Below are 20034 nucleotides of genomic sequence, written 5' to 3'. Positions count from 1 at the left end.
CGGCTCTTTCAGATGATGGCTTTGATGCAGAAGATGGTGTGGTCCGGCTCCTGGGGATCCTGGACGAATTCGAATTCCAGCGGCTCGCTGGCGTCGCGCGCCATGGTCAGAAAACCCAGGCCCGCGCCCTTGCTGTCGGCGGGCGCTTCTTCGCGCAGGGCCTTTTTATACGCCAGGCGGATTTCTTCCATCGTCATCGTGTGCAATGGCTCCAGGCGGGCGCGGATCTGCGCCACGTTGTCCGTCGACACGGGGTTGGCGCACAGGAGAAAAAAACTATCGCCGCGCGTACCGATGCAAAACGAGCCGCGCCGCATCTGCTGGTCCAGTTGCGCGTCGGGCGTCAGGCTGTCCGCCGAATAATGCATGATGTTTTGCGACATTTCGATGAACGAAGAAAAGATGCGCCGACGCGTGGGGCCGGCCGCACCCGCCGTGTCGAGGCGCGCCTTGATGGTTTCCGAAATCGCACTGACCACGTGCTGCGAGAAATAGCCCACGTAAAAAAAGATGATATTGCGCTTGCGCGCCACATCCCAAAACTCGTTGAATTCTTCGTACAGCACGTCAGTGCTCCTGGCTAGCCGGTGACCCGGTTTCTTGTTGATGGGGGGCTTGATGGGCGTCAAACTACAGGCGGAAACAGAAAAAGGTCAGGTCGTCGCGGCGCGGCTGCTTGCCCTGCCAGGCCGCGCTGTCCTGCAGCAGGGCCGCCGCCACCTCGCTGGCCGGGGTAGCGCGCTGCGCCAGCAACTGTTCGCGCATGCGCCGCTTGCCATACGCGATGTCGCGCGCGCCGCCGATCTGGTCGAGCAAGCCGTCGGTGGTGATGAACAGCAGGCTGCCTGGCGGCGTGTTGATCGTCTCGTTGTACCAGCAGTAGCCGGCCGGCGTGTCGACATAGCCCACGCCCATGCGCGCGCCATCGCAGGCGCGCACGCCGTCCTCGCCAGGCGCCACCATATGCAGCGCCAGTTTCGCCCCCGCGAAACGCAGGCTGGCGCTGGCGTCGTCGTGGCACAAAAAGGCGCAATCCATGCCGTCGTTCGAGCCGGTGGCACTGCCATCCTGTCCCAGCAGTGTCTTGATGGCGCGGCTGACAGCGCCGATCAGGGCGGCCGGGTCGTGCGGCCCCAGTTCGCGCAGGGCCTGGCTCAGGGCGGACGAGGCGATCAGGGTCATGAAGGCGCCGGGCACGCCGTGGCCCGTGCAGTCGGCGATGGCGGCAAACCAGCCGCCCGCATGGCGTTCGAAGAAGTAGAAATCGCCGCCCACCACGTCGCGCGGCTGCCATTCCAGGTGGGCGTCGGGCAGGGTGGCGCGCAGCTCGGCGTTCGAGGTGCGCAGCAGGGCGCGCTGGATCACGCTGGCATAATCGATGCTGTGCATGATCTGCCGGTTTTTCTCGGCCTGCATGGTGGCCACCACGTTCATCAACTGCAAGCCGAAGCCCACGCCGGCCAGCGCGCCATCGTCGGTGATGATGAAGCCGTCGGCCAGCGCCTTCTCGCCCGCTTCCACGGCGCGGAAGGTGAGGTCTTCGATGCTCATGGCGCCGTCGACGATCAGCGGTTCCTTGTCCATGAAGGCGATGCAGCTCTTCTTGCCATACACCTCGTGGTAGAACGGCTTGGACATTTGCGACATGAAGATATTGCGGCTGATCAAGCCGATGGGCCGTTGCTGCTCCGTGACGGGCAGGCTCATCATGTCGCGCCGCTCCGTAAACAGTTCCAGCACGGCGAAGTTGCTGGCGTCGGCCTGTACCGATTCCGTGGCGATGCACAGATCAAACGCCACGGACGAGCGATAACGGGGGAGATGCAATCGAGAAGCGTTGAACTCCACAGGCGGCTACCTTTACATGACGATCGGAACCTTGTTGTCGCAGCGGCAAGGCGGCTGACAAACAGGCAATATCATCATGGTAGCCTTGGATTATGACGGCTTGATTACCAGCTTGTCAAAACCGAATGCAAGATGGCTGCATGGCAAGCAACTCAGGCGTGCCGGGCCAGCGCCTTCGCTTGATCCAGCCAGCGCGCACGTTGTTGCTCGGTGGAATTTATGATGGGGCCGAAGCTGGCTACCTTGACGGGCTTGATGCCGCAAAACTCCAGCGTCGTCTTGCGCAGCTGGTGGATGCCGGGCATGCGGTAGACCCAGCGGAAATACCAGGGCGGCGTATCCATCGTCACCAGGAGCTGGGCCTTGCGGCCCGCCAGCAGCTGCGCCGGGAAGGCTTTTCCTGGGCGGTACTTGAAGGCGTAGCCGGGCAGGAAGACGCGGTCGACAAAGCCTTTCAGCAGCGCCGGCGCACCGCCCCACCAGATGGGGTAGGAGAACACCAGCTGCTGCGCCCAACTGATGGCTTCCTGCGCCGCCAGCAAATCGGCTTCCAGCGGCTGCACCTGGCGGTAGCCTTGGTGCAAGATGGGGTTGAAGTCCAGCTGGCCCAGGCGCAATGTGCGCACGGTATGGCCCTGGGCGCGTGCTGTCTCGGCGTAGGCGTCGGCGAGAGCGGCGCAGAAACTGTCGCCGGACGGATGGCCGAAGATCACTAAAACGCGTTTTTCCATGATGCAAGCTTTCTATAAAAGAACAGCTTGCATGCTAAAGCCTGCCCCTAGTGGCAGAGTCAAGCGGGCAGCCTCAGGCCGCTTGCTGCCGCTGGCGCGCCAGGCAGTCGTGGATTTCCACGTCGATGTCGACCAGCTGTGCGTCGAGCTGGCGCAGGCGCGCGATGTCGCGCTGCAATTGCGCGCGCTTGGCGGCGATATGCTGCGACAGGGCGGCCCAGTCGGTAGCGTCGCCAGCCAGGATGGGCAGCAGTTCGGCCAGGCGAAAGCCCAGCGTTTGCGCCTGGCGTATCAATTTCACCTGCGCCAGGTCTTCTTGCGTGTAGACGCGGTAGGCGCCCGAGCGGCGCACGTCGCCCAGCAAGCCCAGCGATTCATAGTGGCGCAAGGCCTTGGGCGAGGTGCCCGCCAGGCGGGCGATTTCTCCGATGTACATGGCTTTCCTTTGTTGATGTACGGCGCACGCAGTGTAGCGCAAGGCAGCCAAGGTGGTGTACCACGGGCTACCCAGGCGCGGCTTCATGCCCGGCGCGGCGGGACTTTCCTGGCCGTGCAGTCGGCGCAGGTGCCGTACAGCGACAGCGCGTGCTCATGCAGCACGAAGCCCCGCTCGGTGGCGATCTCGTTCTGGCGCAGCTCGATGCCTTCATCGACGAATTCATCGACCTTGCCGCAGCCTGTGCAGACCAGGTGGTCGTGGTGCTGGCCTTGGTTCAGTTCGAAGACGGCGTGGCCCGCTTCGAAATGGCGGCGAAACAGGATACCCGCTTCGGCAAACTGCATCAGTACGCGGTAAATGGTGGCCAGGCCCACATCGATCTTTTCGGCCAGCAAGAGTTTATACACATCGTCCGCACTCAGATGCTTGATCGCGCCCTCTTGAAACAGCTGCAGAATCCGCAAGCGGGGGATGGTCACTTTCAAGCCCGATTCACGCAGTTCCCTCAATATATCCATGTCTCCGATTCCTTTTTTTTGATCGCCCGAGCGTGGCAGTAGATTATATCGTAAATGATAATCATTACCATTTTCATGTGTTGGCCGACTGGGTGGCCAGCCTGTTTGCCCACGTGCAGTGATGCCCGCTACCGCGCTGCGCTGCCGCATTTCTTGACGTGGGAAAAGGAAAAAATCGCGCTGTCGATGCCATCTGGCACTATTTGATGTGGATCAAAGTTTTTGTTGCACTGCACTTTTAAACTTCGCAGCGTTACTTAACGACAGAGGAAACCACAATGAAAACGTCCGCAACTGCAGCAGCAATCGTCCTGGCCGCCATCGGCGCCTTCGCCAGCAATGCCATGGCACAGGAAGGCCCATGGCTGGTCCGTGCGCGCGCCGTGCACATCGACCCGGCCGACAAATCTGCGCCTATCGGCGGCGTCGGCGCAGCCGACCGTTTGCATGTCAGCAGCAAGACGATTCCTGAAATCGATATCTCGTATTTCTTTACTCCCAACATCGCTGCCGAGCTGATCCTGACGTATCCGCAAAAGCATGACGTCACGCTCGACGGCAACAATATCGGCACCTTCAAGCACTTGCCGCCGACCCTGTCGCTGCAATATCACTTCATGCCTGAAAAACAGTTCAGCCCTTACGTGGGCGCGGGCGTGAACTACACGAATATTTCGGGAGTGAAACTGCTGAACGGCGCGGGCCGCCTGGAGCACGACAGCTGGGGCTTTGCGCTGCAAGCCGGTGTCGACTACAAGCTGGACAAGAACTGGTCGCTGAACTTCGACATCAAGAAAGTGCAGATCCGCAGCGATGTCTTCATCGGCGGCGCCAAGGCCAGCGAAGTCAAGGTTGATCCACTGCTGATCGGCGTCGGCGTCGGCTACCGCTTCTAGGAACACCTATCAAAACCTACTGCGCGTCGTAATTTGTGGTCTGCGATGCTCACTGGCTCGGCGCCCCCGTACCTTCGTACAGTTGCGCTTCTCGAGCCAACGGGGGCGCCGAGCCTTCCTTCCGCTCGCTACGGTTTTGTTAGGCGTTGTAAGTGTTGAGGATGCCCGCGTGGCGGGCGTAAAAAAGGACGGCCGGGTTTGCACCTGGCCGTCCTTTTTTACGTTTCAAGCACGCTGTCTATTTTTTCAGCGTTTTTTCCAGCGCCTGCTGGTAGTCCGTCTTTTCGTAGCCGGCCAGGTATTTATTCGTCGCGTCGAGGAAGGCGCGCGAGCGGTAGGCCGCTTCCAGGTCTTTCACCCAGGGCTTGCCCTTGTCGGCCGTGCGGATGGCCACCAGGTTGATGTAGCTGTCCGAGATTTTTTCCACGGCCAGCGCGGACGTCAGCTTCATGCCGGCGGCCAGGGCGAAATTACCGTTGACGAAAGAGAAATCGGCGTCGGCCAGCGAGCGTGGCAGCTGCGCCGCTTCGAGCGGGATCAATTTGAGCTTTTTCGGGTTTTCCAGCACGTCGCGCTCGGAAGCGCGCAGCGGGTCGGCATTTGGCTTGAGCTTGATCCAGCCCATCTTGGCCAGCACCACCAGCGCGCGCGCCTGGTTGGTCGGATCGTTCGGCATGGTGATGGTGGCGCCGTTCTTTACTTCGGCCAGCGATTTATGCTTGCTGCTGTACAGGGCGATCGGCGTGGTCGGCACGGTGATCAATGGGCTCAGGGGCAGCTTGTTATCGGTGGCGAACTTGGTCAGGTAGACGATGTGCTGGAACACGTTGGCGTCCAGCGAGCCTTCGGCCAGCGCGTAGTTCGGCTGCACGTAGTCGTTGAATTCAACGATCTTGACCTTGTAGCCCTGTTTTTCCAGGATAGGCTTGATGCCCAGCTTCAACTGGTCCGAATACGGACCGGAGCTGGTGCCGATGACGAGTTCCTTCGGGTCCTTGGCGTGGGCAGCGGTGGCGAAGGCCAGGCTGGCGGCGGCCAGGAGCAGGTTGCGGCGAATGTGGTTCATCTGTGTCCTTGTACTGAATATGATTAACGTTTGTCGAGGCGCTTGGCGATGCGCGTGCCGGCGAACTGGATGGTTTGCACCAGCACGATCAGGATGGCCACGGTGACGACCATGATGTCCGTCTCGAAACGGTAATAGCCGTAGCGGATGGCCAGGTCGCCGATGCCGCCGCCGCCTACCACGCCGGCCACGGCCGAATACGACAGGAAGCTGATCGACAGCACGGTCAGGGCCAGCACCAGTCCGGAGCGCGCTTCCACCAGCAGCACGCGCAAGATGATCTGCATTTCCGAGGCGCCCATGGCATGCGCTGCCTCGATCACGCCGCGCGGCACTTCGCGCAGGTTTTGCTCGATCAGGCGCGCCAGGTAGGGAATGGCGGCGAACGACAGCGGTACGGCGGCGGCCAGCGGGCCGATCGACGTGCCCGCGATGATGCGCGTAAATGGCGTCAGTGCGACGAGTAAAATAATGAAGGGGAAGCTGCGCACGGTATTGACCAGCCAGCCCAGAATCATCGACAGCGGACGGTTTTCCAGCGACTGGCCTTCCGAGACCAGGAACAGCAAGATGCCCAGCGGGCCGCCGATCAGGATGGCGGCCGTCAAACCGATGCCCAGCATCGTCATGGTCTGGCCCAGCGCCACCCAGATTTCCGGCATCAAGTTGATGACGTTAGTGATCGATTCTTCAAACATGTGTTGCATCCTTCCATGCGGTGGCTTCAAATGCTGCGGTGCCGTAGTAAGCCAGCTCGCGTCCCAGCGCCGTCTTGCGCGGCGTGGCCGTGTCGCTCAGGTCGAATTGTTCGGCGATGGCGCCGTCTTCCACGACGGCCACGCGGTTGCAGATGGCGCCCAGCACCGACAGTTCATGGCTGACGATGACGATCGTCACGCCCAGGCGTTCATTGATGTCGCGCAAGGTGCCCAGCAGGGCGCGCGTGGTTTCCGCGTCCAGCGCGGACGTCGGCTCGTCGCATAGCAGCACGTCGGGATGGCTGGCCAGGGCGCGGGCGATGGCCACGCGCTGTTTCTGGCCGCCCGACAGTTGCGCCGGATAGCTGTGCAGCTTGTCGGACAGGCCCACCAGCGCCAGGCATTCCTCGACGCGGGCGGCGATTTTCTCGCCCTTGGCCGTGCCATGGATTTTTAAGGGGAAGGCGACGTTGTCGAAGACGCTGGCGTTTTGCAGCAAATTGAATTGCTGGAAAATCATGCCGATATTCTGGCGCGCGTCGCGCAATTCGCTCTTGCCCAGGCGCGTCAATTCGCGCCCGGCCACGGTAATGGTGCCACTGTCAGGGCGCTCAAGCAGGTTAATCAGGCGCAGCAGGGTTGATTTACCGGCGCCGCTCTTGCCGATCAGGCCGAAAATATCACCGGGATAGACTTCCAGCGTGACCGATTTGACCGCGTGGAATTGTTCGCCCTTGGGCAGCGCGAAGGTCTTGTTCGCGCCGTCGATGCGTATCACCGGCGTACGGTGTGGTGTGGTCATGCAGTGTTTCCTTATTGATTGGACCGCCACAGGCTGTTATTCATGTGCCGAAACGGCTGCCTTGTGACGTCGGTTGCGTAGTATACCTCCGATGGCGTTATTACTCCTACGACAGAATCTTGCTTTGAATATGCAAATAATGTCTATACGGATGTTTTCAAGTTGAAAAAGCGGGAAAGTGAAGTGTTTACCGAATTAAATCGTGCCGCCCGCTCCGCCTGGGCGCTAACTTGGTGGAAAGTTCGAGACGCCATGCTAAGGGTAAGGGCAGGTTTATGCGTAGCTCAGGTGATTTGCCGTTTTTCCCCCTGCAAGGATGTGCGTTTATTGCCCGCCCTTACCCATGTTGCGAGCAGATTCTGCCCCGGTCGCTGGCGCTTGCGGGCCTGCGGGGCGCTGCAGCAGGTAAATCAGGACGGCCATTTCCATGCTGCCTACCATGGCGATGACCCACCATGGCGGGTGGCCGAGGCACATGGCGACAAAGCCGATGGCCATGCCCAGGCAGGCCATGGCCTTGCCACGCCGCGAGACGGCGCGGTGTTCGCGCCATTGGCGCAGCGATGGGCCGAAGCGGGGATGGTGCAGCAGCCAGTGTTCCAGGCGCGGCGAGGCGCGGCTGAAGCAGGCCAGGGCGAGGATCAGGAAAATCGTCGTCGGCATCACGGGCAGCATGGCGCCGATGATGCCCAGCAGTACCATCAAAGCCCCCGCGCCCGTCCAGGCCCAGCGGCGCAGGCGCACGCCATGCGCTTCGCGCAGGGGCGCCTCGGCGTGCCGCTCTGCCATCAGGCGTATGCCTCGACGTGGCCGTGCATGCGCATGAAGGCGGCGCGTGCACCGGCGATCCCGCGTTCTTCGCCGCTGGTTTTGCTGTCCGCTTGCAGGCGTTGGCTGCGGGGCGGCGAGGTTGTCGGGGTCGCGTTCAATGCGTTCGAATCGGTGCTAGTGGCCATGATGTGTTTTCCTGCTCCATTATGGATGAATAAGGCGAAGCTGCATGCCCGGCATGGCAAGGGACGCGATGGCGTGCATGCGACCGCGCCGGCGGGCGGGCCAATTCTGCGGCGGCGTGGTGATGGCAGTGTCAACGGCAGTGCCCACGCTGCAAAAGGCAACGATGATAGCGACCTGCGTGGACAATAACAAGAATCATTCTCATTTAAGTTGCCGGATAGTGCTGGATATTTTTTGCAAGGCAGACAATAATCGGCGGCAGAAGCCGCTGTTTTGGATAATACTGCCCTTATTATCGATTTTTTAGATGCTAACTAGGTATATTTTCCGTTTTACATCGATCTTCATGCCATGCATAATTGTTGCAAATAAGCGTTGCAACTGAAGCCAGCCTATCAGCCGCATGCGCCAGACAGCCGTATCGGGCGCACACATGCCGGTTGCGGTGTTGACATCCTCCACTCCCTGTTAGGAATATACAATGAAAAAACTGCTCGCTTTTATCGCCGCCGCCGGCTTCTCGCTGTCCGCCGTTGCTGCTCCTGAAGTCTATGTCATCGATGGCAGCCATACCTTCCCCCGTTTCGAGTACACCCACATGGGCTTCTCGACGCAGCAAAGCCGTTTCAACAACACTACCGGCAAGATCACCCTGGACCGTGCCGCCAAGACGGGCGCCGTGGAAGTGCTGATCGATACCAAATCCGTCGATACGGGTTCGACCCTGTTCAATTCGCACATCCAGGGCGACGGTTTCCTTGATACGGCCAAGTTCCCGGTCGCCACCTACAAGTCGACCAAATTCAATTTTGACGGCGACAAGCTGGCCTCCGTCGATGGTAACCTGACCCTGAAAGGCGTGACCAAGCCAGTCACCCTGACCGTCACCTCGTTCAACTGCGCACCGCACCCGATGCTGAAGAAAGACGCTTGCGGCGCCAATGCCACGACCAAGATCAAGCGCTCGGAATTTAACGCCGGCAAATTCGCGCCAGCCGTCAGCGATGACGTCACCCTGACGTTCTCGATCGAAGCGATCAAAGAGTAAAACGTGTGACAAAATCTACTGCGCACCGCGCTTTGCGGCCTGCGATGCTCGCTGTGCTATAGCACAGCTGCGCTTCTCAGCCACAAATCATCGCCGCTCGCTACGATTTGTGTCAGACGTTTATGTGGTGCTGTAAGGTATTACTGCAAGGAAAAAAATGGCGGCGGACCTCGGTCCGCCGCCATTTTTCGTTTTGAATGCAGGAAATCAGGACAGGTGATGCACCTCCTGCTGTCCGTACACGGGCGTATCGAATCCCTCCATGCGCGCCTTCAGCTGCAGCGACAGGTATAGCGAGTAGTGGCGCGACTGGTGCAGGTTACCGCCGTGGAACCACAGCGCTTGCTGCTGCGTGGGTTTCCACATGTTGCGCTGCTCGCCCTCCCACGGACCCGGGTCCTTCGTCGTGTTTGACCCCAGTCCCCATACCTTGCCTACCTTGTTGGCCACCTCGGGTGAGATCAGGTCGGCCGCCCAGCCGTTCATGGAGCCGTAGCCGGTGGCGTACACCACCAGGTCGGCCGGCAGCTCGCTGCCGTCGGACAGCACGATGGAGTGGCTTTTCAGTTCCTGCACGCCGAGGCCGCTTTTTAGCTTGATCTTGCCGTCGGCGACCAGCTCGGAGGCGCCCACGTCGATGTAGTAGCCGGAGCCGCGGCGCAGGTATTTCATGAACAGGCCCGAATCGTCGTCGCCGAAATCGAGCATGAAGCCGCGCTCTTCCAGGCGCGCATAAAAGTCGGCATCGCGTTCGCGGATAGCCTTGAAGACGGGCTTCTGGAAGTCCGCCAATATCTTGTAGGGGATGGAGGCGAAGGTGAGGTCGGCCTTGGCCGTGGTCATGCCTGCCGCCAGCGCGCGCTCCGAATACAGGTCGCCCAGCGCCAGGTCCATCAGCGAATCGGACTTGACGATGTGCGTCGACGAGCGCTGCACCATGGTCACGTCCACGCCCGCTTCCCACAGGGCGGCGCAAATATCGTGCGCGGAGTTGTTCGCGCCGACCACCACTACCTTTTTGCCCACGTAGGCATCTGGCCCCGGATGCTGCGACGAGTGCTGCTGCTCGCCCTGGAACACGTCCATGCCCTTGAACTTCGGCATATTCGCCTTGCCGGACATGCCCGTGGCCAGCACCAGCTGTTTTGGTTTGAGGGTGACGCTCTGGCCATCGCGCAGCACCTGCACTGTCCACTCGCCGGTGGCTTCATTAAAGCAGGCCGACTCGCAGCTGGTCGAGCCCCAGTAGTTCAGCTCCATCACCTTGGTGTACATTTCCAGCCAGTCGCCTACCTTGTCCTTCGGCGTGAAGACGGGCCAGTTGTCGGGGAAGGGGATGTAGGGCATGTGGTCGTACCAGACCGGATCGTGCAGGCACAGCGATTTATAGCGCTTGCGCCAGCTGTCGCCGGGACGGGCGTTTTTCTCGATGATGATGGTGGGCACATTGAGCTGGCGCAAACGCGCACCGAGCGCGATGCCGCCCTGGCCGCCGCCGATGATGACGCAATATGGCTGGCGCGCATAGCCCAGTTCAGCCGCTTCCTGCTCGCGGTTTTCCAGCCAGCTGCTGCGCTCCGTGCGCGCGCCATGTTCGGCGCCCATGGGCCGGCGCCCGCCCTTGGCTTCTTCAAAACCCTTCAATTCGCCCATGGTGGTGAGCAGGGTCCAGATCTTGCCGTCGCGGATGCGGATGAAGCCCGCGCCGCGCCCCACGCCCGTTTCCACGCTGATCCAGCATTGCAGTACGCCGCCGGCTTCAACGGCGTGCTCGCCGTCGGCGATGCGCAGCACCACCGGCTGCACAGCGCCCAATTGCGCGCCCAGCATGGCGGCGATCTGAGCGCGTCCTTCCAGGGTTTTCAGGTTCCAGGTAAACAAGACCAGGTCGCGCCAGTAGCCGTCCTCTTCGAACAGCTGGGCAGCGCCCGTGTTGTCGCTGGCGCGCAGGGCACCTTCGAATTGCTCCAGGATGCCAGCCACGGCCAGGTCGTGCGGGTTGTTCTCGGTGTGCATCGTGTCTCCTCCAAGTCTGCTGACTTTATGATGGGATGCGGCTGTGCTGCCGCTGACGATGTTGTAGCACTGGCGTTCTGGCGCCGCATCCTGCATTGCAGCATGGCGGCCATTGAGACGGAAGTCTCAGCCAATCTATGGCGCGTTGACGTCCACTTACTGCCGGTGCGGCGGCACAATTTTCAGGTGCTTGATGCGCCGGTACAGGGTGGCGCGCGACAGCCCCAGCATGGCAGCGGCCTGCAGCGGGCGCCACTTGGCGTTGTTCATGGCATGGACGATGCGCGTGCGCTCGGCCAGTTCCAGCGGCGTGCATTCCACCATCGCCACCACTTCCCCCGGCGCCTCGCGCCTGGTGCGCGGGCGCACGCTTGCCTGGCGCAGCGGCGCACGCACGCGGGCATGCAACCAGGTGCTGCTGCCGGTCAGGCGCAGCGACAGCAGATTGTGTCCGGCGCGCGCGTCGAAGAGCCGCTCGGCGCGCACTTCGAGCACCTCGCCAACAGGGCGGGGCAGCGCGTGCATGCCCTCGATGACTTGCCGCGCGCAGCCGTTGGCGGCCACGATATGGCCATGTTCGTCGATGGCGATCAGCATTTCCGGCTGCACTTCGACGAAATGGCGGTTGCGGTGCGCCAGCAGGATGCAGCAATGGCCGTAGGACTTGAGGAAAAAACCGTCTTCGATCAGGGTTGCGCTTTGCCGTACCAGCTGGTTCACCAGGCGCTGGCTGTCGCGCGCGTCGGGCGAGGCCAGGGCCGAGGCATCGAGCACGCCGATCAATTCCCCGTGCGGCGAAAAGATGGGCGCAGCACTGCAGGTCAGGCTGGTGAACGCGGCGCGGAAATGGTCGCTCTTGTGTACGGTGATCGCTTCGCGGTCGAGCAGCACGGAAGCGATGCCGCAGGTGCCTTCCTCGTCTTCCGACCAGCATGAGCCGGGATACAGGCCCGCCTTCTTGAAGTCCTTGCGCTGGTCCGTGTCGACGACGTAATCGATCGTCACGCCATGTGCATTGGCCAGGATGACGCAGTAGCCCGCCTCGCGCACCATGGCGTGCAGGCGCGGCAGGCATAGTCCCGTCGAGCGCAAGAAGCTTTCCTCGGCTTGCTGTATGGCGCGCAGCTCGGCGCCCGTCAAGATGCGCGGCCCCGTGGTCGATGCGGGGTCGAGCCGGTAGTCGTGCAGCGAGCGCCGGTATGAGGAGGCCAGCCGGGCCGCGTCCAGGCCCGGGTTGAGGGCTTTGCCGGCAATCATGTCGCGCACCCGGTCGAGATGGCTGGTCTGGCGGACGTAAGGCATGCTGCTCTCCGGTGTATCTGTCTCTGGTGTTTTTATGTGGATGTCAGTTTGTAGCATGAAGTGCCGGCGCATGCATTCTGCATTGCAGCATGGGCTGCCGTGAGACCTTGGTCTCAGCGGTAAAGCCTATCAGAAATAGAATATTTTTATGCAAGATGGCGAACAAAACCGAGGCCGCACAATAGGATGCCTTACAACAATAAAAAAGAGTTTCTCTGATAACATTCGCTCAAATGAAAGCGTTCCATACCCCTGGGCGGGCGGATTTTCCCGCCAGGCGCGCTGCGCCGCTTTTCGATAAAAAAGTCATCAAAAGTCAGCTACCGCAAGGGATACCTATGGCAACGCAAGCGATGATCGTGATGCGCGGTTCTGTCGTCTTGGCCCTGCTGAGCTGGAGCGCTGTGAGCAGCGCCGCTGGCCAGCTTGATCCGGATGGCCAGAGCAGCATGGAAAAGGAAGTGGCCCGGCGCGCCGCCGTCGAGCCGGCCATCGGCGCCGACTGGCAAATCACGCGCTCCGTCGAGGCGGGCGTGCAGATCGCCGGCGAGAGCAAGCTGTTCTGGAAACTGTCGAACACGCCGGCGCGCAATCCGGACTTCGATTTCAATCCCTATTGGTACGAGTTCTATGTCAAGCCGGCGCTCGGTTTCAAGCGCAATCTCGGCGACGGCAAGCAGCTGTATGCGCGCGTTTCCGCCGTCGGCTCGGGCACCTTGCGCCACGATCCTTTCGGCGCAGGTGATACGGGCCGCATCTCGATCGAGGAATTCGTCGCCGGAGTGCGCATGCCGATCAGCGGCACGCATGCCAGCCTTGACCTGTCGGCCGGCGCGCAGAATTTTACGCTCGGCACCGGCATGCTGATCGCCAATGGCGGCTCGAACGGTTTTGACCGGGGCGCGCTGAAACTGGGGCCACGCAAGGCCTTCCAGAATTCGGTGGTGGCGAAGGTGAGCCAGGAGGCGTTCAGCGCCCAGGCGTTTTATCTGGACCCGAATGAAAACCCGGACAACGATTCGGGCACGCGCGTGGTGGGCGTCGATGTCAGCTACACCCCTGCCGACGAGCGTAAAGTCGGCATAGCGTATGGCAAGGTGCCCCGTTCGCGCGCCGCGTATCCGCAAGCGGCACCGGGCGGCATCGGCGCGCCGCTGGCGGTGCCTGATGGCCGCAAGGACCTGCAGTTCGTGTATGGCTATGCGCGCGTCCCCGTGCTGCCCACGCTGCTCTCAAAAGGCTGGTTCGGCCTTGACGCCACGCGCGAATGGAATACGCGCGAACCGATGCGGGCCTGGGGCTGGCGCACGGAAGGGGGCTTTTCGCTGCCTGACGTGGCGTGGACGCCGACGTTCAAGCTGGGCTACCAGAGTTTTTCCGGCGACGACCCGCATACGGCCCGCAACGAGCGCTTCGACCCACTGTTCTTCGAAGGCACGCCGGGCGCCTGGGCTTCCGGCAGCAAGGCGACCTGGGTCTTCGTCAACTCCAACGTGAATGCGCTGCAGGCCACGATCGAGCTGCACCCGACGCCGAAAGACACCGTGATCGCCTACCTGGCCCAAGTGCGCGCCAACCGGATGGGCAGTCCGCTGCAGTTTGGCCAGGCTACCCGCCTCGACGTGCCGGGCGACGCGCCGGTGGTGATCTCGGGCGTGCTGCGCCCCATGCTGTCGAACGATGTCTTCGTCAAATACGTGCGTGTCGTCAACCCGAATACTTATCTGACCCTGGGCTTTAGCGCCGCGTTCGCGCAGTCCGGCGTCAATCAGTTGGTGAAAGGCCAGGCCAAGACCTGGACGGGCTGGCTGGCCAATGTCGTCTGGATCTATTGAGGCCGGTTTGTCGCATTGGATTTTCCGCAGCGGCCCCCGCCGCTGCGCAAACACAGGAGAGCATCGCATGAATGTATTGCCCAAGATCAAACGCATGGCCCTGGCCGCTAGTTGCATGGCCCTCGCTTCGGGCGGCATGCAGGCGGGCGCGCAGGCCGCCGAAGCGGCAGCCACTATGGGCGCTGCGCCACTGTCGGCCGCTGCCAGCGATCCTGCTACATTGAAATGGATGGTCGGTGCGCCGCCGCCGGCCGACAAGCTCATCCGTTTCGACGATGGCAGCTATTTCAATTTCCCCCAGCTGCGCTGGAGCGTATCGCACTTTCGCCAGTTGATGCCGACGGTGAATGTGTCGCGCGCCCTGGCGGCACCCGTGCCCCTGCAGCGCGCGCTGCGCAGCGATATCGACAGCCTGCGCTTCACGCCGCTGGGCGCGCAGGAAACGATGACCTGGGAGCAGTCGCTGGGTGCCAATTACACGGATGGCATCGTGGTGCTGCACCGCGGCCGCATCGTGTATGAGCGCTATTTCGGCGTCTTGAAGGACAGCGGCCAGCATGGCGCCATGTCGGTGACCAAGTCCGTGATGGGCACCATGGGCGCCGCGCTGGTGGCCGAAGGCAAGCTCGATCCACACAAGACAGTGGCTCAATATGTGCCGGAACTGGCCAGCTCGGCGTTTGGCGACGCCACCGTGCGCCAGGTGCTCGACATGACCACGGGCCTGAAATTCAGCGAGGACTATGCCGATCCGAACGCCGAAGTGTGGCAGCACGCGGCGGCCGGCAGCCCGCTGCCGAAACCCAAGGATTACACGGGGCCACGCAGCTATTTCGAGTACCTGCAGACGGTGCAGCACCAGGGCAAACATGGCGAAGCATTCGGCTACCGTACGGTCAACTCCGATGTGCTGGGCTGGATCATCGCCCGCGTCACGGGGCAGAACGTCAATGAATACCTGTCCGAGCATATCTGGAAGAAGCTGGGCGCCGAGCAGGATGGCTACATGACGGTCGATTCGACCGGCACGCCATTTGCCGGCGGTGGCTTGAACGCGGGCCTGCGCGACCTGGCCCGCTTTGGCGAGATGCTGCGCAACGATGGCCGCTACAACGGCCAGCAAATCATCCCCAGGGCGGCCGTCGAGGATATCCGCCGTGGCGGCGACAAGCAGCAGTTTGCCAAGGCTGGCTACGACTTGCTGAAAGGCTGGAGCTACCGCGACATGTGGTGGGCCACGCATAATGACCATGGCGCCTACATGGCGCGCGGCGTGTACGGCCAGCGCATCTATGTCGATCCGAAGGCGGAAATGGTGATCGTGCGTTTTGCCTCAACGCCGACGGCGGCCAACGCGGCCAACGATCCGACCACCACGCCAGCCTTTGAAGCGCTGGGCAAGCTGCTGCTGGCCAAGCCGAAGTAAAAGGGAGAGGGTGGGCCAGCCGTGCGGCGGGCTGGACACAATTGCAATACCATATTCTCCTTGTCGCCGACTGTCGTTTTGATAATAAACGGCAGGATTACAGGGAGAATATCGATTGAATGCTGACCATCCTGTGGCCCGAAACACTGGCCTTGGCGCGCGTTTGCTATGGCCGTTCCGGCAAATGGGGCAAGCCTTCAAGCTGACGGGCACGCATTTGCTGCACCATGTAATTGGCGCGAGCCTGATCGCCGCGCTGATGCTGGTACTGGAAGGTTTTCATGTGCTCGAATGGCTCGATGCGGCCATGCTGCGCGCCAGCGCGGAACAGGGGCAGTTATTAAACTGGGGCAAGGATCCGGGCGCCGCTTACCGGCCCGGCATCATCGAGATCGACCAGCCAGCGTTCGAGCAGGTATTCGACGAACGCGAACCGCTGGAGCGATCGCGCCTGCAACAGCTGCTGGCCAATGTGGCGCAGCGCGGCGCGCGGGTGCTGGCCATCGACCTGGACCTGGCGCCCGCCATGTATGAGCAAGCCAATGAGCGGCACAAGCCGGGCGAACGGCCACTGGACCGTCTGCTCGACCAGCTGGCTGCCGATGGCCATCAACTGGTGCTGATCCTGCCCGAACAATCGGCCCAGAACGCCAATTTGCCGTGGATACGCGCGCGCTGCGCCGCCGGCGTGCATTTTGCCAGCCCGCAGATCCGCGAGCGCATGGGCGCCGTCACGCGCATCGAGCTGAAAAGCCCGGTGCTGGCCGCCGTGGCATTCGAACTGGCGCATGGCAAGCAGCAGCAGGAGCAAAACCAGCCCATGCCGGCAGTGCTGTCCGAGCAAAAGGAAGGCTATCGCCTGGCCGACCGCGTGTGCCAGCTGGCGCGGCGTACGGGCAGCGAAAAAGAGCTGGCGCGCTGGGCGTTCGAGCCCGTCATCCATGGCGACGCCAAGGATGCGGCCGAGCAGAACGCCGTCACTGCGCCATTCCACCCGGCCGCCGTGGCGCCCGCCTTCCTCGATCCCACGCGCGTACGCGTGCGGCTGCTCGATGGCCGCGCCGGCGTGGCGGCAGATGCGCCGCGTAAAAAAGTGCTGTACATCGGCGCCACCTACGACGTGCGCGACCGCTACACCACGGCCGAAGGCGAGCAGGCGGGCTTGCACTTGCATGCTGCCGCCCATACCTCGCTGGGCATCGGCACGGCTGACGTGAACAAATATGTGGTCTTCGTGGCCGATATCGTCATCGGCGTGCTGCTGGGCTGCCTGTTTGGCGGCTTGTGGACCTTGTATGGCCGCGCCGAGCTGGCCATCGACAAGCGCATGGCAGGCCAGGATATCAGCCGTCTGCAGCAGATGGGCACCCTGGCCGAGTTTTACGGCATTCGCTTGATGCTGGTGCTGGTGTGGGCCTCGCCGTTCGCCATCGGCGCGCTAGCCATATACCTGTCGCGCGGCTTGCTCGAACAAGGCTGGTGGGTCAACCCCGGCCCCCTCATCGCTGGCATGTTCCTGCACGCGATGTCGCTGCGCGACGAGGCGCACCACCCGCACGAAGAGGTGCCGGGCCTGTCATTGTGGGCCCAGCTGCGCCGCACGCACCCCGGCATCGTGCTGGTGCAGGCGCCGCTGGCGGTGGTGCTGTTTGTGGTGGCGCTGGTGTAGGGCAGGAGAGATCGGCTTCGCTTGGCCAATTAGCTGATCAGCTTCAAGCCTGGCGGCAGCGCCTCGCCCAGCATGCGCTTGGTACTGGCCTCGTCCAGTTGCGTGACTTCGCTGACCATGGCTTGCCACAGGGGCGGGGCGCCCACGGCTTTCAGGCGGGCCAGCACAGTGGCGCGCAAGTCGTCGCCGATGTCGCGCGAGCGGTCGCCCGTCATGCGCGCCAGGTGGGTGGCGGCAAAGGCGGCCGGTTCGGTCTTTTTCCAGTCCAGCGCCAGCAGCACGGCCAGCCAGTCGGCCACGGTGGCGCTGTCGACCACTTCGTGCGCGCTGCCGTGGAAGGGCTGGCGCGCGCCGACCCTGGCCAGCGCCCACAAGGTATTCGTATCCGCCGCTTCGCTGCTGGCCTTGTCCAGGCGCTTGATCAGCCAGGCGCCCACTTCGGCCTTGTAGGCGCCGGGGATGCGTTCAAGCGAGGCGCCCAGGCGCAGCATGTCGTCGTCGCTGCCATTGGCCAGCGTGACGGGGCGGCTGCCGCGCTGCGAGGCGTCGGCTTGCAGGTTGAAGGCGAAATCGTCCAGCAGGCGCAGTTGCTGCCCGGTGCTCAAGCCGCCGGCCACGCGGCGCCACAGGGTCCACCATTCGGCGCACACCTGATTGTCCTTGTGGTGCTGCACGCCCGTGTCGAACATGGCCCACAGCTGTTCGATGCGCCACGGATCGAGCGCATCGCCATAGCCAGGACGCAAACAGTAGCCGGCCAGGTTCAGCCAGACCCGCTCATGCTCAGCTGATCTGCGCCGGCCACGGGCGCGCAGCATGAGGGCGTCGAACAGCTGGCGCAGCAGGGGGGTATCCCACTGCTCGCGGCTGCCCAGGCCCTGTTCCAGGTGCTGGCGCAGCTGGCGTACTTCCTTCGTCTCGATTTTTTGCGCCTTGCCGCCGAAGATGCGTTCGATCTTCTCGAGCGCTTCTTTCAGGCGCGGCGACACTGTGGACGTTGCAGTTTCCGCCTCATCGCCACCGCGCAATTGAAATTCCAGCAGCCAGCGCTGATTGGTATCCGCTTCGGCCACGCAGTGCACTTCCAGCGTGCCCACTTCCGTCATCACGGTGGCCAGCTGCACGGTGATTTCGCGCTTGTCGCCTGCGCTGTCTTGCAGCACGCTGGCCAGCGGCGGCAGGCGCACATAGTCGCCTTCGTTCAGGTCGACGATGTCGCCCAGCTGCGGTGGCGTGCCCGCTTCGGCAATCGATGACGCCAGGTGAAAGCGCACGGGCCGGCCCAGGCGCAGTGCGAACAAGCGCTCTGTCAGGCCGATTTCTTCGCCGCTGGCGCTGCCACGGGGCAGGATACAGACGGCGCGCTTGTCCTTGCCCACTTCGCCCAGCACGAGGAAATAACTGCGCGGCGAACCGCCGCCGATGCGCGGCGCCTGGCCACGGCGGGCCAGCGCGTAGGCGACGGCGCCACGCGCCACGGCCACGTCGGGATTGTCATTGTGCAGGACGGTCAAGGGCTGGCCGCGCCAGTGCGCCAGCGTCTCGGCCAGGCGGCGCGCCAGCGCGTCGGCGCGGAACACGCCGCCGTTCAGCAGCAGCGTGTCGGGCAGTGCGCCCGGGTGCTGCTGTAAAAAACTCGCCAGGTGGCGCGTGATGGCCGCATCCTGCGCATACGGCAAGCCGAATTCGACGATGCCGGCGCGCCCCTTTTTCGCCACGTCGCTCAGTTCCACTTTCGGGAAGAAGCCGTCGACGACCATCGCCGCCACTTCCTCGCGCGTGATGTCGATGGAGCGGCTGGCGCCAATCAGGCGCGCACCTGCGCCAAGCAGGGTGACGCTGGCCTTGTCTGGCGCGTCGGCGGAGAGCAGCAGTTCCTTGGCGGCGCGGCAGCGCTCCATCAGTTGCGACAAGCGCGCGGCGGACAAGCGCATGCCGCCTTCCACGCCTTTGGCCATGCGCGTTTCGACCAGGTGGGCCAGCGCCAGGTCCATATTGTCGCCGCCGAGGATCAGGTGGCTGCCCACGCTGCTGCGTTCAAGCTGCGGCGTGCCATCGGCGAAAGCCACGTCGATCAGGCTGAAATCGGTGGTGCCGCCGCCCACGTCGCAGACTAAAATGCGCCGTGTTTGCGCCAGGTCAAGGTGCAGCGTTTCGCGCCGGCGGTGCAGGAAATCATAGAAGGCCGCCTGTGGCTCTTCCACCAGCCGTAGCGTGGCCAAGCCGGCCATGCGCGCCGCCGCCAATGTGAGTGCGCGCGCACCCTCGTCGAACGAGGCGGGGATGGTCAGCACCAGTTCCTGGGCTTCCAGGGGGGCAGCGGGAAAACGCTGATTCCACGCCGCGCGCACATGCGCCAGGTAGCTGGCGCTGGCCGCCACGGGGGACACCTTGGGCACGTCGGCTTGCGCGCCCCACGGCAGGATGGGGGCCTGGCGGTCCACGTTCGCATGCGACAGCCAGCTCTTGGCGCTGGAGACGAGACGGCCCGGCACTTGCGCACCCAACTGGCGCGCCAGGGCGCCCAGCACGGCATGCGCCGTGCCAGCCACGTCCTGCTGTGGCCATGGCAGTTGCAAGTCGCCTGCCGCCAGTTCGCCGGGAGCCGGGTGGTAGCGCAAGGACGGCAGCAAGGGGCGCGCAGTCACTTCGCCGGGCGCCACCAGCTGCTCGACCTGGAACAGGCGGATGCCTGACGCGGGATCGTTGGCATCCGCATATGCCACCACCGTGTTGGTGGTGCCCAGGTCGATGCCGACCAGATAGGCAGCGCTATGCATTGT

18 protein-coding genes are annotated in these 20034 nt (G+C 62.9%); 5 read left to right on the top strand and 13 right to left on the bottom strand.

Going from position 1 to position 20034, the window contains the following annotated elements:
- Positions 1–8: 8 nt before the first annotated feature.
- The 5 genes from ACQ4W6_RS13280 to fur all read right to left on the bottom strand — a co-directional run bounded on the left by ACQ4W6_RS13280 (position 9) and on the right by fur (position 3536).
- Positions 9–566: a SiaB family protein kinase gene (locus tag ACQ4W6_RS13280; protein ID WP_436567650.1), complete on the bottom strand. Its 558-nt coding sequence runs from the start codon at positions 564–566 to the stop codon at positions 9–11.
- Positions 567–630: 64 nt separating this feature from the next.
- Entirely contained in the window at positions 631–1827 is a 1197-nt protein-coding gene (locus ACQ4W6_RS13275; RefSeq protein ID WP_436567649.1) for a SpoIIE family protein phosphatase, read from the bottom strand.
- A gap of 173 nt (positions 1828–2000) precedes the next feature.
- On the bottom strand, positions 2001–2579 hold the full coding sequence (locus tag ACQ4W6_RS13270; RefSeq protein ID WP_436567648.1) for an NAD(P)H-dependent oxidoreductase: 579 nt from the start codon (positions 2577–2579) through the stop codon (positions 2001–2003).
- A gap of 73 nt (positions 2580–2652) precedes the next feature.
- Positions 2653–3015, bottom strand: coding sequence for a MerR family transcriptional regulator (locus ACQ4W6_RS13265; protein ID WP_436567647.1), 363 nt, complete (start codon positions 3013–3015; stop codon positions 2653–2655).
- Between the two features lie 83 nt (positions 3016–3098).
- Entirely contained in the window at positions 3099–3536 is a 438-nt protein-coding gene (gene fur, locus ACQ4W6_RS13260; protein WP_436567646.1) for a ferric iron uptake transcriptional regulator, read from the bottom strand.
- 278 nt (positions 3537–3814) lie between these two features.
- On the opposite strand from fur, the gene ACQ4W6_RS13255 reads away from it, so the two are divergent.
- Entirely contained in the window at positions 3815–4432 is a 618-nt protein-coding gene (locus ACQ4W6_RS13255) for an OmpW/AlkL family protein (RefSeq protein WP_436567645.1), read from the top strand.
- 238 nt (positions 4433–4670) lie between these two features.
- Here ACQ4W6_RS13255 and ACQ4W6_RS13250 read toward each other — a convergent pair whose 3' ends face one another.
- The 5 genes from ACQ4W6_RS13250 to ACQ4W6_RS13230 all read right to left on the bottom strand — a co-directional run bounded on the left by ACQ4W6_RS13250 (position 4671) and on the right by ACQ4W6_RS13230 (position 7954).
- Positions 4671–5498: a MetQ/NlpA family ABC transporter substrate-binding protein gene (locus ACQ4W6_RS13250; protein ID WP_436567644.1), complete on the bottom strand. Its 828-nt coding sequence runs from the start codon at positions 5496–5498 to the stop codon at positions 4671–4673.
- Between the two features lie 23 nt (positions 5499–5521).
- On the bottom strand, positions 5522–6196 hold the full coding sequence (locus ACQ4W6_RS13245) for a methionine ABC transporter permease (protein ID WP_436567643.1): 675 nt from the start codon (positions 6194–6196) through the stop codon (positions 5522–5524).
- On the bottom strand, positions 6189–6998 hold the full coding sequence (locus tag ACQ4W6_RS13240) for a methionine ABC transporter ATP-binding protein (RefSeq protein WP_436567642.1): 810 nt from the start codon (positions 6996–6998) through the stop codon (positions 6189–6191). Before ACQ4W6_RS13240 ends, ACQ4W6_RS13245 begins: the two co-directional genes overlap by 8 nt.
- A gap of 324 nt (positions 6999–7322) precedes the next feature.
- On the bottom strand, positions 7323–7787 hold the full coding sequence (locus ACQ4W6_RS13235) for a YbaN family protein (RefSeq protein ID WP_436567641.1): 465 nt from the start codon (positions 7785–7787) through the stop codon (positions 7323–7325).
- Complete coding sequence (locus tag ACQ4W6_RS13230; RefSeq protein WP_436567640.1) at positions 7787–7954, bottom strand: hypothetical protein; 168 nt, start codon at positions 7952–7954, stop codon at positions 7787–7789. The genes ACQ4W6_RS13235 and ACQ4W6_RS13230 overlap by 1 nt, the downstream gene beginning before the upstream one ends.
- A gap of 482 nt (positions 7955–8436) precedes the next feature.
- On the opposite strand from ACQ4W6_RS13230, the gene ACQ4W6_RS13225 reads away from it, so the two are divergent.
- Positions 8437–9003, top strand: coding sequence for a YceI family protein (locus tag ACQ4W6_RS13225; protein WP_436567639.1), 567 nt, complete (start codon positions 8437–8439; stop codon positions 9001–9003).
- 207 nt (positions 9004–9210) lie between these two features.
- Here the strand turns inward: ACQ4W6_RS13225 and ACQ4W6_RS13220 are convergent, their stop codons facing one another.
- Positions 9211–11019, bottom strand: a complete 1809-nt coding sequence (locus tag ACQ4W6_RS13220) for an NAD(P)-binding domain-containing protein (protein WP_436567638.1) — start codon at positions 11017–11019, stop codon at positions 9211–9213.
- 156 nt (positions 11020–11175) lie between these two features.
- A complete protein-coding gene (locus tag ACQ4W6_RS13215) occupies positions 11176–12321 on the bottom strand; it encodes a sigma-54-dependent Fis family transcriptional regulator (protein ID WP_436567637.1) in 1146 nt (381 codons plus the stop codon).
- A gap of 338 nt (positions 12322–12659) precedes the next feature.
- Here ACQ4W6_RS13215 and ACQ4W6_RS13210 point away from each other — a divergent pair, with 338 nt between their 5' ends.
- The 3 genes from ACQ4W6_RS13210 (at position 12660) to ACQ4W6_RS13200 (ending at position 17251) form a co-directional block, all read left to right on the top strand.
- Positions 12660–14156 (top strand): alginate export family protein, encoded by a 1497-nt coding sequence (locus ACQ4W6_RS13210; RefSeq protein WP_436567636.1) that lies wholly within the window; start codon positions 12660–12662, stop codon positions 14154–14156.
- Between the two features lie 67 nt (positions 14157–14223).
- Positions 14224–15582 (top strand): serine hydrolase domain-containing protein, encoded by a 1359-nt coding sequence (locus ACQ4W6_RS13205; RefSeq protein WP_436567635.1) that lies wholly within the window; start codon positions 14224–14226, stop codon positions 15580–15582.
- Positions 15583–15745: 163 nt separating this feature from the next.
- The gene (locus tag ACQ4W6_RS13200; RefSeq protein WP_436567634.1) at positions 15746–17251 is read left to right on the top strand and encodes a CHASE2 domain-containing protein; all 1506 of its coding nucleotides are present in this window, start codon (positions 15746–15748) and stop codon (positions 17249–17251) included.
- Positions 17252–17280: 29 nt separating this feature from the next.
- On the opposite strand, the gene ACQ4W6_RS13195 is transcribed toward ACQ4W6_RS13200, so the two are convergent.
- Positions 17281–20031 carry an Hsp70 family protein gene (locus ACQ4W6_RS13195; protein ID WP_436567633.1) on the bottom strand — a complete coding sequence of 917 codons (2751 nt, stop codon included), beginning with the start codon at positions 20029–20031 and terminating at the stop codon, positions 17281–17283.
- Between the last annotated feature and the right edge of the window lie 3 nt (positions 20032–20034).

Origin of the sequence: Janthinobacterium woesei, from assembly GCF_051380875.1 — a bacterium.
GTDB lineage: Bacteria > Pseudomonadota > Gammaproteobacteria > Burkholderiales > Burkholderiaceae_D > Janthinobacterium.
The sequence above is the reverse complement of the archived record's forward strand: the minus strand, read 5'-3'. Positions and strand labels throughout refer to the sequence as shown.

What these genes read in the sequence shown, in the direction of transcription:
- ACQ4W6_RS13210 (WP_436567636.1), top strand. Translation starts at nt 12,660, where the DNA reads ATGGCAACGCAAGCGATGATCGTGATGCGCGGTTCTGTCGTCTTGGCC.
- ACQ4W6_RS13240 (WP_436567642.1), bottom strand. Translation starts at nt 6,998, where the DNA reads ATGACCACACCACACCGTACGCCGGTGATACGCATCGACGGCGCGAAC.
- ACQ4W6_RS13235 (WP_436567641.1), bottom strand. Translation starts at nt 7,787, where the DNA reads ATGGCAGAGCGGCACGCCGAGGCGCCCCTGCGCGAAGCGCATGGCGTG.
- ACQ4W6_RS13270 (WP_436567648.1), bottom strand. Translation starts at nt 2,579, where the DNA reads ATGGAAAAACGCGTTTTAGTGATCTTCGGCCATCCGTCCGGCGACAGT.
- ACQ4W6_RS13225 (WP_436567639.1), top strand. Translation starts at nt 8,437, where the DNA reads ATGAAAAAACTGCTCGCTTTTATCGCCGCCGCCGGCTTCTCGCTGTCC.
- ACQ4W6_RS13230 (WP_436567640.1), bottom strand. Translation starts at nt 7,954, where the DNA reads ATGGCCACTAGCACCGATTCGAACGCATTGAACGCGACCCCGACAACC.
- ACQ4W6_RS13250 (WP_436567644.1), bottom strand. Translation starts at nt 5,498, where the DNA reads ATGAACCACATTCGCCGCAACCTGCTCCTGGCCGCCGCCAGCCTGGCC.
- ACQ4W6_RS13195 (WP_436567633.1), bottom strand. Translation starts at nt 20,031, where the DNA reads ATGCATAGCGCTGCCTATCTGGTCGGCATCGACCTGGGCACCACCAAC.
- ACQ4W6_RS13205 (WP_436567635.1), top strand. Translation starts at nt 14,224, where the DNA reads ATGAATGTATTGCCCAAGATCAAACGCATGGCCCTGGCCGCTAGTTGC.
- ACQ4W6_RS13255 (WP_436567645.1), top strand. Translation starts at nt 3,815, where the DNA reads ATGAAAACGTCCGCAACTGCAGCAGCAATCGTCCTGGCCGCCATCGGC.
- ACQ4W6_RS13220 (WP_436567638.1), bottom strand. Translation starts at nt 11,019, where the DNA reads ATGCACACCGAGAACAACCCGCACGACCTGGCCGTGGCTGGCATCCTG.
- ACQ4W6_RS13245 (WP_436567643.1), bottom strand. Translation starts at nt 6,196, where the DNA reads ATGTTTGAAGAATCGATCACTAACGTCATCAACTTGATGCCGGAAATC.
- fur (WP_436567646.1), bottom strand. Translation starts at nt 3,536, where the DNA reads ATGGATATATTGAGGGAACTGCGTGAATCGGGCTTGAAAGTGACCATC.
- ACQ4W6_RS13215 (WP_436567637.1), bottom strand. Translation starts at nt 12,321, where the DNA reads ATGCCTTACGTCCGCCAGACCAGCCATCTCGACCGGGTGCGCGACATG.
- ACQ4W6_RS13265 (WP_436567647.1), bottom strand. Translation starts at nt 3,015, where the DNA reads ATGTACATCGGAGAAATCGCCCGCCTGGCGGGCACCTCGCCCAAGGCC.